Source organism: Pedobacter sp. (assembly GCF_040513095.1).
In the GTDB taxonomy this organism is placed as follows: Bacteria; Bacteroidota; Bacteroidia; order Sphingobacteriales; family Sphingobacteriaceae; genus Pedobacter.
Map to the genome: position 1 here is coordinate 13,985 of NZ_JBEVDX010000183.1, position 12,277 is coordinate 26,261.

Genomic DNA, 12,277 nt, shown 5'->3' on the forward strand with positions numbered 1-12,277 from the left:
TTAAATAGGCAATAATAGTTAATAATCTAATGGGCAGTACCGGATGGTCTGCCCATTTGTTTAATATTTGATCATCTTTAGCTTCAGCGGCTCCAGCAATCCTGAAGGTTGCAGTTTACTGTCAGACTTATAAGGATTAACACTCAGCCAGGTTCCCTTTTTATTGTCCGGTAATTTACTATCCCCAATCAGGCGGTTTACCCATGTGTTGATCACTTTGATTTCCAGTTCGTTTTTGCCCGACTTCAGTAGTTTCGTAATATTCACTTCATAAGGTGCAGTCCACACGCCGCCAGCATCTATACCATTAACTTTAACTTTAGCTATTGCAGCCACCCTGCCCAGATCGAGCATTACCTGCATCCCCTTTGCCGGCAGTACCAGATTAACAGTAGTCCGGTAAACAGCAGCACCAGAATAATACTTAACACTATCATTTGTACTTTGCGTCCAGTCTGTTAAAGTTTTCAAAACAAGGGGCTGAGCAGGCCCGCGCATACTTTTATCAAAAGTAACCGTCCATGGTGATGTAACCGTCATTGTTTGAACAGCTTCAGGATAATTCACTTTTACCTGACCTGCAGTAGTTTTTACCACATCCTTTCTAAAGATCACAAAAGCACTGCCTGTAGCATCCAGTTCTAAAGGAACCGAAGTTGTATTTGAGTTTTGGGTGTAGGCTGGTAGATTGCGGATACTGCCTGCTACAGGATCCCACAGTTCCGGAACTTTTCCTCCTAAGCGGAAAGTCGCGTCAAGCTTCACAGGGGAATTTTTTTGATTAGAAATGAAATAGATATCCCCATCCGGCAAAGTTCGGTGGATAAACAATATAGAATCAGCCTTTAGATCAGGTTTTACTTTTATCAGGTCAAGCACCTCCTGCAAATCCATACCATTGATCACCATTCCTTTGCCAACTCGATTTACTTTCGCATTTGTATTTCCCCACAACTGCGAAGCAAGTTCCTGCACCTCTTTATCAGCTTTGCCAAAGTTCTGTAAGCTGGGTGACCTCAACGGTTTAGCGCCCAGCACAACTGCTCCCTGGTTTACCAGTTCTTTGATTTTCAGCAATACTTCAGGACGGATGCTTTCCATTTTTGGAAGTACCAAAACCCCATAGCTCAATCCATCCGGCAATGTCAGTCTTCCGTTTTTAACTGTTAGCCTTGATTTAATTACCTCTGCATTGATATAATCGAAGGAATATCCTTTTGGCATTTGCGGGTCTTGTACACCGGTCATTTTCGGTGCATCTTCGCCAATGAAATAAGCCACATCAGCCACATATCTGCCTTGCTGAAGCATCAGGTTACAGCGTTTCAAATATCTGAGGAAGATATCCATATCATAAAACCAGGTATTATGCCGGTTAAATTCATTCCCAAAGGGAGCATTTACACCTGGCAATCTTTCATCAGGCTGTTCAATAAATACATGCAGCAGCGTGTTGTTGATACCTTCAGTAAAAAACCTGTCCGCCCGCTGCTTCATCTGCGCAGGATAACGTGAAAAGGCGGGATCACCACTGGTAAATGATTCGGCAGAAACTTTAGTTTTACCATAGATATGTGCACTCGAAGACGCAGCCCTGTTTTCGATATTTCCAAGATCGCCCACACTCCAGAACTCGCCACCTATCTCATCACTCTGACCTCCATATTGAAGGAACTCGCCGGGGAAACCCCAGTGTCCATAGTTTTCCAGCCATGTGGTTAATCCGTTCTGGTGGCTTACCTCACGTAAGCCCGCTACATATTCATAGGCTACTTTATCTGCAACAAAACGTCTCAGATCCCATAAAAAGCGATCGGACATATCTGTACTGCCAACAACTTTCCCCTGCAGTACAGGAAGATATGGAGTCGGATCGTAACCATAGCTTGCTCCAAACTTTTCAATTAAGCCATCCGTCCAGTTTTGTCCTCCGGTTTCGTAGCTGTCCTCGACAGTAACTTTCCAGGTTTTACGGTCTTCGGCAGGGATGCGTTTGATAATCTGACCCAGAAAGGCATCAAAATGCGCGCTTATATGCTTTTTACTCATTTTATCGGCTTCCAACCCTGTGCCTTCAGGCGATGCTGGACTATTACGAACTCCTGTAGGGATCATTCCTGTACGTTCAATGATCCAATTACCTGCTGGTACATTCCAGCTTAAAGTACCGTCAGCATTCATATAACTGGAAATATCGGTCACTTTTCCGGGATCAATTATATATTTCTGATCCGTGCTGACCGGTTGCGCCTGCCATTGATAGGCTGTCCACAATGGGAAGGGTGTTTGCCACATCTTGGCCAGTGTTTTCTCGATATAGTCTTCTACAATGGGGCTGGACGAAATTTTCAATGAGGCAATACCTGGTCTTTGCGATACTTTAGTAAACACGATCCTGAATTCTTTTGCAGACGTTTCAGGAATGGAGATTGCAGCAGGTCCGTAAGGTTTGAAACCTACATTTAGCTGATCGTTGCTGCGGTCTACTATGAAATGTTTGATGGTGGCGTATGCCCCGTTTTGCTTTATCTGGATGTCACCTTCCAAAACCATTGCTGATTGCAGTGGTGTGATAGTTACGCTTCTTGCTGTGTATAACTCTTCAGCTGATATATCAATCGTGTATTGCTGCCCTGGTTTCAGTTTAATCCCAGTCTGATCATTATCATCGCCGATGCTGGCAAGGTCTTCTATCCCAGGACTGGCACTTAATTTTGGCTTTAATTTAAATATATCTGTCCCAAAATCTTCTGCCACCGGATAGGCTATTACCCGCACATCCTGGAAATCCTTAGCAGGGCTTTTCAGTTTATCTGTGTAGTGTAACGGCCCTTTCACAGTAATTTGCGAGGAGGTCAGATAGCGCATGGACTGCTCAGGTTTTACCCATGGCCCGCCCGACTGGCTCCAGCCGGGGCTATTGAAAATCCCTATTTCGATGTTCAGCCGCGTTGCAGTTTTCAAGGCTGTATGCATGATTTCCCACCATTCTTCTGAGAAGATTTTCACCTTTCCGCGGGGCACTTCATCGATCAGGACATTACCTATAAAAGCACGGTTGATGCCCACTTTCTTCATGGCTTCGAGATCTTTTATCACCCCCTCTTTGGAGATATTGTCAGACATCCAGTACCAGTATACACTTGTTTGAATGTTATCAGGCACAGTGATAAAGCCTGTTTCCAGTACCTTCATTTTTGCAAATGGCTGATTTATTAAACCAGTTGGGCTTGTAGCGGCAGCCTGTTTTGACGTTGCAGATTGTGCTGGGAATGAGGGTTCTTTTGACGCAGCCGGCTGTTTTGATGCAGTGGTGGACGATTTCTTTGAAACACCATGCATCGCGCTCTGCGCAAATACCCTACCATTGAACGGCGGACTAAGCGCTGCAGAAATGAATATGATGCACTGTAATTTTTTATAATCCTTGAATAACATGCTATTGCTTTTGAATCCTATCTCAACACTTTTACGCCCGCGGGTGCTTTAACGGTAGTTTCTACCTTACCGTTCTTTAATTTTATGTGTTTAATCTTCACAATTCCATAGGGCGTTGGAAAGGTTCCCTCAGCAAATGTAAGATCGCCCAGATTCGGTTTCACCCTGATGACCCTGCAGCCTGGCTCAACAACCTGCACACCGAGCACATGCTCAGTTAACCATGGCGTAGGGCCAGATGCCCATCCGTGCGCCAAACTGTGCCTGAAACCTTTGTAACAATACGCTCCATAATTGCCGTGAATATCTATTTTACCTTCGGGCACGAGTTCATCAATTCGCGAGCTGTTTGGCAGCCAGTCTATATTAAAATCTTCCCAGAAGGTAGTTGCGCCCAGTGCAAGCATTGGCCCCCAGTAATTTCGGATATCGTTAATCCCACCCTGGTAATCACCAGCTTTTGCCTTCGCCTGCAGCATATAATAGCCAAAAAAGGTAGAGTAGTCATGCACTCCATTTTCAGAGATCATTTCATTTGCTTTTTTTGCGGGCATCAGGCCGGATAAGCTGAGCATTGCCGCTGCCTGTTTAGAATGGTTTGCATCAGGTACATTTTTCTTTAAGCGGGCAACTGCCTCCCTGCATTGTTTTGCAGTTGCAGAATCTTTCAGCAAATCTAAAAGTTCCGCTCCTGTGGTTAGTGTCATCACTAGCATTGACTGCAGTCCTGCGTGGACAGCAGGGACATTCTCGCTTGATGGCCAGTCCAGAAACCTTGTACCATCATTTAATACTTCGCTGTTATTTGCATCAATTTTCCCTATATAGTGTTTGAGGAGTTGTTGCAAATAAGCTTTTTGCTGAATCAGATAGGTTAAATCGCCATTGTGCATGTACCAATCATGCTGAATGAGTACCCACCACATCGAGTAAGATACCATTCCGTTCATATAAGAAGGCAGCGGGGTAATATCACGCGCAAAATCCATTGTTTTTGGTACTACATTATTGTAGCCGAAAACAGCAGCTATAGTAGATGTTTCGGGATGCATATCCCCCACCCAGGCCAGGCGGTCGCGCTTAATTCCGTCCCACAGGTAATCCTGCATATTCAGGTGTACTGTGTAGGCACCGGTCATCCATATCTTATTGAGCAGTGTATCACTGCATTTGAATGATCCGAGATAAGGGATATCTCTGAAGATAAATATCGCGTTTACTTCTTTTAATTTCAGTTCCGTATTTTCATCAACGAGATCGATACGTACAAAACGGAAGCCTGTATTGCCTATTTCCAGTTTGCCCAACCAGGGTACAGAGATGATCATATCACGCATGGCGTGATCATTTGTAGCATTTTTAGCGGTATCCGCGATATCTGACATCGCTTCAGCGGCAGATTCACCAAATCGGACTCTTATCCTTATGGGTTTTCCGCCTCTTGACTGGTCTGTGATCAACTGCAGGCCTCCGTGTAATTCCTTTCCGTAGTCAAGTAAGATACCCGGTTTTCCTTTTCCTTTACTGCTGAGTATGCAGAGGTTTTTGCCCGACAGGTCTGCCTGGCCAGTTCCTTTTCTCAACAGGGTGTTCAGGTTTTTGATCTGTCCGTCAGCATTTTCCGTTTGCCAGAGTACGCGTACTGGCGGGAGATAGCGCCTTACTGTTTCTTCATTTCGCGATTGTGCTGTGCGCTGGCCGCTGAAAACTGGCGGCAATTGTGCTTTGCCAGTCATGGTTATGGCTACAAATAGTATTAGGAAAGCAGTATATCTTCTCATTTTATATTTATTGATATTGACTGATGATACTTGCGAATTGCATTATGCAGGTTCCATTATTCAATATTGTCAGTTAAACGCTATGCTAAATTGATAAAGCATTGCATTTGACTTTAAAAATGATGATTATAAAGTTCACTTCCGCGAAGGTTAGTACTTTTTTTACAAACAGTAGCTTCGGTGTCAGTCTATTTTGATTGGAATATTTTAAACTAAATTTTTGAATAGTTTATATTAAACCGCAAATTGTACTATGAGTACCGATAATCAGTCCAAAATAAACCAAATTTGCATTCTCAACCTTCGGGGACAGTATTCGCAAGTTCATGGCTGACAAATAAAGGTTATAAGAGTAATTTCTTAGCTCGATAGATCTCAAATCAGCTCACCCTATAAGCTTTGGGCACCTTTCCCGTCATTTTCTTAAAGAAATTACTGAAATAATTGGCGTATTCAAATCCCAGCGAGTAAGCGATATCTGCTACACTCCAGTCAGTATGTTCCAGCATGGTCACCGCTTCCATAGTCACACGGTCAGCAATATGCGCTGTTGTAGGTTTTCCTGTGATGCCTTTCACGGCACGGTTCAGGTAATTGACGTGTACAGACAAGCGGTCTGCATAATCCTGTGCAGTTTTCATCTTTAACCTTGCCTGCTGATTCTCCACTGGAAACTGTCTTTCCAGTAAATCAAGGAACATATTAGTTAATCTTAAAGAAGCATTCACTATTTCCGGGTCCTGATCCTGCGACTGCATACGTAACGCTTCGTGAATGATCAGATTGATGTAATTGCGCATCAGGTCTTCTTTATACTGATAATCTGATACCTGGTCGGCAATCATATTCTTAAAAATACCCGTTATCTTATTCTGCTGCTCGTCATTCAGTTTAAAGGCGGGCATACTGCTCACTTTAAACAAAGGCGATTGCTGCAAACTCTCCGAGCGTTCGAGTGGTTTGATGAACTCTTCAGTGAAAGTGCAGGAATATCCTGTTTGCCTTTCGCCGGGCATATCAACCGCAAATGGGATATGGGGATTGGCGAAAAACAGGTATGTACCATTAAGATCAATAGTGCGGTCAGCGAAATGCACTACTGCATGACCTGTGCTAAGCACAATCTTGTAGTAGTGCCTTCGGCTGAATGTTGTTATTGAGGTACGCGGGATATCAGTTTTGTATGCCTTAAAACCTTTCAGCTTCAGTTCTGCGGTAAATTTTGTAGCGGGTACCAGGACAGGTGCTTCCATATCAGCAAATCTATAAAATTCAAAACACATATACCCCATATCAAATGATTAGGCGAAACGTTCACCAGCGCCTTTCATTGATGTAAGGATCCCTTCAATTTCAACAAGCTCTGCTGCAGAAAGCTCAATGTCCACGGCGCCAATATTCTCTTCCAGACGGTGAAGCTTTGTCGTACCCGGAATTGGCACCATCCAGGGTTTCTGATGTAATACCCATGCCAGTGCAAGCTGAGCAGCTGTCACATTTTTCTGTTGGGCAAACCCAGTTAGTAAATTGATCAACTGTCCGTTAGCCTTTCTGCTTTCTTCAGAAAATCTTGGGATCCTGTTTCTTATATCGTTACCGGCAAACTTTGTATTGGCATCGATCGTTCCTGTCAGGAAGCCATGACCCAACGGCCCATATGGCACAAAACCGATACCCAGTTCCTCAAGCGTAGGTAAAACTGTAATTTCAGGCGCCCGGTCCCAAAGCGAATATGCACTTTGCAAAGCCGTAACAGGTTGTACAGCATGCGCCTTGCGAACGTTCAATGCATCTGCCTCAGACAGTCCAAAATATCTCACTTTACCTTCACTAATAAGGTCTTTTACTGCACCAGCCACATCTTCAATAGGTACATTAGGATCAATACGGTGTTGATAAAGCAAATCAATGTGATCTGTATTCATCCGCTTTAGCATAGCTTCGCAAACTTCCCGGATATGCTCCGGGCGACTATTGAAACCCTGATTTTCTTTCGTTGCGGGATCAAACTGAAACCCAAACTTGGTAGCTACCACTATTTTATCACGCATTGGAGCTAAAGCCTTACCTACTAATTCTTCATTGATGAATGGCCCATACATTTCTGCGGTATCAAAAAAGTTGATTCCCCGCTCTACCGCCTGGTGGATCAGCTTAACCATTTCCTGATCATCAACTTTATTACCGTATCCATGGCTCATACCCATGCAGCCAAGTCCTATAGCCGATACTTCCAATCCGCTGTTACCTAATTTTCTTTGCTTCATTATCTTAATCCTTTAAATTGTCAGATATGTACTGAATCATAATGATGATCCGGTGAAACAAAAGTAAGCAGGTAATCATTTTCTACAGCTAAGCTATTCAAACCAAAAAGTATAAATTTCAAACCTACATTAGATTAATTTTTGACGCCATCTGGGTAGCATTACGTCCAAATCAAACATTCGGCAAGGATGACTGTTTATGAGCAAGATAATCCAACCGAATATGAAACTACAGCAATTCAAAATTCTGCCGATCAGCTTATTGGCGATAGCAACACTGGCCCAGGCCTGCAATTCAAACCAAAAGAAAGACAGTGCTGACTCCACTACCATGACTGCTCACAGTATGGGACATGGTGCTGCTACGGGAGATACAACAGATAACATGAAAAATGGAACTCCGGTGAACCGTTTTTTTGAAGAAGCCTCTATCAGCGGAATGGTAGAAGTTGAAATGGGCAAAATCGGACAGAAGAAAGCTTCGATGCCAAGGATTAAAGAATTTGCTGCCATGATTGAAAAAGATCATACAGAAGCTAATGAAGAACTTATCAAGCTAGCCACATCGAAAAATTTCAAATTGCCTGTTGAGCTTCCTGCTTTGAAAAAGGAACATTTAACAGATTTGAACAGGGCTACAGGGAAAGACTTTGATAACTATTATATCAACATGATGGTTGAAGATCATATCAGCGACATCGCTTTATTTGAGGGGGCAACTAAAAGTCCTGATGCTGAAGTTAGCGCATTTGCAAAGAAGATCTTACCTGTATTGCAAAAGCATTATAAACAAGCCCGTGAGATTTCTTTGCTCTTTGATCAGAATAAAGACAGGAAATAAGCAGGAAAAGGACCAAAGTAAATAATGAAAGGGCAGCATATAACGTTGCCCTTTCATTTGCTAGTTGTTATCTAAACCTCTCCCGGTTTTATGCTGTAGTTCATCAATGCGTTTTGATGCTTCAGATTTACTGAGTGTTTCATCAAATTCTTCTTTTGCTTCATCAGACAGTGTTTTCAGATACGAATGCTGCGCACCGGTCATCGGCTCATCTCCGGTAGTCCATTCATCCGGATCTTTTACTGTGTTAGATCCTTTTAAATCGGCTTTTTGGTTTTCATTATCCTGTTCGTCGAACAGTTCTTCTTCTTGGTTTATCATATGCTTTTCAGTGTGGTAAATATTGGAGGATAAACAGATAGAATTGGGCATTGTTTTACTGATAATTTCATCTTATTGAAATATGATGTGGAAGGTGAGATATCAGGCCGATTTTAACAAACGTAATCCAATCAGGTAATACATTACAAAAGGGATTGCGGGGATGGAAACAATGTAACCAGCAGTGGCCAAAGGCTGTGGCCATGAGGATGGTACCAGCACCAGCAAAATCGCAAACAAACCACATACAAGGTACCAGCGAAATGCTGTTTTGCTGATTACGCCGGTAATTTTTAGCGAAGCTGCAAAAAGAATAGCACCCAAATAAATCAATATTACTTCTACTACGCTAATCACATAAAAAAGACTTTTTACAGGTAGATACCAATCCGGGCGCTCGGATGCAGCATGAGACGCAAAACTCCTAAAAGCAGCGGTAAGATAGTAGCCCCAAAACGCCATGTTAAATATAAACAATGGTATAGCTATACTCAGGGCGGCAAACGCCAATGCGGAATAGAAAGTTTCGCCCCTCGCTTGTAGCTGCACCTTCAACAGAGCTGTACCTGACAAAGCTGAAACGCCACCTCCTATGAGAATAGTGTATCGTGTTTGCTGTTCGGCAGCTGTGTTAAGCCAACCGGCTATCGTTACGGGCGGCGGCCCCATCCCCGCGAAAACAGGAAACAACAACCATGGTGTACATAATAATAGTGCTGTAACAGCGCATTGCCGACCATCCTTATTCCCGTACCAAAGTTTCTGCGCACCAAGATGATATGAAGCAAGAATCATTAAGCAGGAATTCAGCCCCCACAGGGGTAAATATAATTTATAGCTTACATGCCCTATCCCAAAACCAATAACAGCTGTTACGATTGGTACAACCCATAGGTACAGGAGGCTTAGTCTTTGTTTATAAAGGTAGAAATCTCTATTCATCACTTCTATTTTATTCCTTTTCAGGCTTTGCATTCTGACAGGCGAGTATCTTCTATGAGCCATCACTTTTATCAATACGATCAGCTTACAAAGTTCCGAAGTTTTCCGGAAAACCCTCTGTCTCTACGCATCCCAATTAATTCGGGGTGAATGGCGGTATTCAGGTTTCCTTTACAAGTTAGTTTTAAACGAAAGAAGGCTGCTTTCAGGAGCAGCCTTCTTCAATTCTAATGTAATCTGCTAGCATTGCCGATACTATAGTTAACCAAACCGTATGTTGTGCCTGCCCTTCGCGGATCACCCACTCACAGGACTTTTTTTCTATTTGAATTACTTATTACCAATTTAAGAATTGATTTCTCATCTTCCTATTTTAATTATTAACATTTATCCTCCATTGTGGAATACTCATTTTTCTGTTCTAAATAACTTCGATTTACACCCATTTCATTTTTTCCTGCGCAACAGACTGGAAATAGAAGGCAGTACTGAACACACATAAGATGATTGTAAAGCGAAATAACTACCATTTAACAGGCAGCCGTGGTTATGCATTAGCATTTCTTTAGAGGATTAAATGAATAAATCGGCCAAAAGCTCTCAAAGGCTAAAACTTCGCAATGCTTTAAAGAAAAAGAACCTATACCGGTTGATGAAGAAATAATTAAAGAACTATAATGCGGCAAACTTAGGCAAAAGTTCAGCCCGCTAGTTTTCTGATTTTAAATTATCGGATCAATCAACTAAATTACCTAAAATTAAGAAGTTATGGCGCTCCCTTCCATCCAGAATTTAGTACAGGATATAAAGTATGTACTCCTGCGTTTCCCGCTGGAAATATTGTTTGCCATCATAGGCACAACTGCAGCGCTGATCAGTATTAAAAATGGTTATCCGGATAATGCTGTATCCAACTGGTATACAAGAATAATCCTGACGGCCAATCTGGGCTTCCTGTTTAGTCTTTCTGCAAGCCTGTACCTCGAAAACAAAGCAGTAAAAGGCTTACAGCTGTATCTGTTCAAAGTTCCTGTTGCATTGCTGGCATCTTGCCTGATATTCGTACTGAACCCTTTTGAACGAAGTGATGATTACCTGAGGTTCTTGTTATTGAGCCTGGCAGGACATCTGCTGGTATCGTTTTCTGCTTATATCCATGCAGATTCAATACAGGGTTTCTGGCAGTTTAATAAAACCATCTTCATCCGCTTTTTAACAGCTATGCTGGATAGTGGTGTGCTCTATCTTGGGTTGGCCGCCGCATTAGGCGCTATAAAATTCCTGTTTAATCTTGATATTGGTTCTAAATCTTATACGACATTATTTGCACTCATCGCAGGAATTTTCAGCACTACATTTTTTCTTGCAGGTATTCCTAAAGATCTTGATACACTGAATGAAGATTTTACCTACCCAAAAGGATTGAAGATCTTTACACAGTATGTATTGATTCCGCTGGCAACTATTTATGTAATGATCTTACTGGCCTATGAGGTAAAAATCCTCATAGAATGGAACCTTCCTAAAGGACTGGTATCCAATTTAATATTAGGGTATGCCGTATTTGGCATTCTGGCGCTGCTGATGATATTTCCTATCCGTGATCATGAAGAAAATAGATGGATTAAAACCTACGCCCGCAGCTTTTACTTTTTGATGCTACCGCTGATTGTTTTGTTGTTCCTTGCAGTGGGCACACGGGTGTTTCGCTATGGCATCACAGAATCCCGGTACTTCCTGATCATGCTTGCAGTCTGGCTACTGATGGTAACAGTTTACTCGCTCCTGTCACGTAAACAGAATATAAAACTAATACCCATCTCTTTGTGTCTTTTTACGCTGTTTTCCATCTATGGGCCGCAGAGTGCATTCTCAGTTTCTGAATACTCGCAGATTAAAATCCTCACTAAGATTTTCAAAAGGAACAATGCTTTTAAGGATCATAAGATGATTGTGCCGAAGGACATATCGGTAAAAGATGGCAACCAAGCAGCCCGAACGTTAAGATATATTGTTGAGAACTACAACTATAGTGCACTGCAGTCTTATGTAAATGTAGACTTGCATCATGTAGCAGATTCACTGGCTAAAACAAAAGAAATAACAAAATCTAATGCTTATAGCCTGAAGTACGATCTGGGAAATCTAAAAATAAAATGGCTGCAAAATCACCTTGGCCTCCGACGGTTCAGCAGTTCCAATTTTAAGGACGAAGCAACTATTCAATATGTGCAGAACGATGAATGTTTCTTTGAAGACAGTGAATCTGACCTAATGGATATCGAAGGATATGACCTGTTACTGGATGCCACCTCACAGGAAACAATGGAAATTACTGCAAACGGTAAAATAAATGCTAAAAAAAGCATCAAGAGTAATGGAATGTTAACGCTCCAGCTAAACAACGACAGTACCTCATTTAATGTCAAAGCATTGCTAAATGGGTTGATCAAAAACCCTGAGCAATTGGAAAACTATAAAAAAACTGATGGTAACGCTTCAGCAAATGATTATAGCCTTCCTTCGGCGAAGCTAAGTTTAACACGGGAAACTAAAAATTTCAGGGTCACCTATAAAATAAAATATATCAGATTTGAGCGCGGTAAAGACAAATCAATTAAAGCTATTACGTTTCAAACCGGGATATTTTTGATTAAGCTTAAATGATCTGCATTTTTTGATATGGA

At 42.1% G+C, this 12,277-nt stretch carries 8 protein-coding genes; 2 read left to right on the plus strand and 6 right to left on the minus strand.

What is annotated here, in order from left to right; genetic code table 11:
• Nucleotides 1-60 precede the first annotated feature (60 nt).
• The 4 genes from ABWY16_RS20270 to ABWY16_RS20285 all read right to left on the minus strand — a co-directional run bounded on the left by ABWY16_RS20270 (nucleotide 61) and on the right by ABWY16_RS20285 (nucleotide 7,486).
• Complete coding sequence (locus ABWY16_RS20270; RefSeq protein ID WP_353906487.1) at nucleotides 61-3,438, minus strand: glycosyl hydrolase; 3,378 nt, start codon at nucleotides 3,436-3,438, stop codon at nucleotides 61-63.
• 17 nt (nucleotides 3,439-3,455) lie between these two features.
• Nucleotides 3,456-5,219, minus strand: a complete 1,764-nt coding sequence (locus tag ABWY16_RS20275) for an alpha-L-rhamnosidase-related protein (protein ID WP_353906488.1) — start codon at nucleotides 5,217-5,219, stop codon at nucleotides 3,456-3,458.
• 380 nt (nucleotides 5,220-5,599) lie between these two features.
• Complete coding sequence (locus ABWY16_RS20280) at nucleotides 5,600-6,472, minus strand: helix-turn-helix domain-containing protein (protein ID WP_353906489.1); 873 nt, start codon at nucleotides 6,470-6,472, stop codon at nucleotides 5,600-5,602.
• A 48-nt stretch (nucleotides 6,473-6,520) separates the two neighbouring features.
• Nucleotides 6,521-7,486 carry an aldo/keto reductase gene (locus tag ABWY16_RS20285; protein ID WP_353906490.1) on the minus strand — a complete coding sequence of 322 codons (966 nt, stop codon included), beginning with the start codon at nucleotides 7,484-7,486 and terminating at the stop codon, nucleotides 6,521-6,523.
• Nucleotides 7,487-7,709: 223 nt separating this feature from the next.
• On the opposite strand from ABWY16_RS20285, the gene ABWY16_RS20290 reads away from it, so the two are divergent.
• Complete coding sequence (locus ABWY16_RS20290; protein WP_353906491.1) at nucleotides 7,710-8,327, plus strand: DUF4142 domain-containing protein; 618 nt, start codon at nucleotides 7,710-7,712, stop codon at nucleotides 8,325-8,327.
• 60 nt (nucleotides 8,328-8,387) lie between these two features.
• Here the strand turns inward: ABWY16_RS20290 and ABWY16_RS20295 are convergent, their stop codons facing one another.
• Both ABWY16_RS20295 and ABWY16_RS20300 read right to left on the minus strand, forming a co-directional pair.
• Nucleotides 8,388-8,648 carry a DUF3072 domain-containing protein gene (locus ABWY16_RS20295; RefSeq protein ID WP_353906492.1) on the minus strand — a complete coding sequence of 87 codons (261 nt, stop codon included), beginning with the start codon at nucleotides 8,646-8,648 and terminating at the stop codon, nucleotides 8,388-8,390.
• Between the two features lie 102 nt (nucleotides 8,649-8,750).
• The gene (locus ABWY16_RS20300) at nucleotides 8,751-9,665 is read right to left on the minus strand and encodes a hypothetical protein (RefSeq protein WP_353906493.1); all 915 of its coding nucleotides are present in this window, start codon (nucleotides 9,663-9,665) and stop codon (nucleotides 8,751-8,753) included.
• 693 nt (nucleotides 9,666-10,358) lie between these two features.
• Here ABWY16_RS20300 and ABWY16_RS20305 point away from each other — a divergent pair.
• Entirely contained in the window at nucleotides 10,359-12,257 is a 1,899-nt protein-coding gene (locus ABWY16_RS20305; RefSeq protein WP_353906494.1) for a DUF4153 domain-containing protein, read from the plus strand.
• The last annotated feature ends 20 nt before the right edge of the window (nucleotides 12,258-12,277 follow it).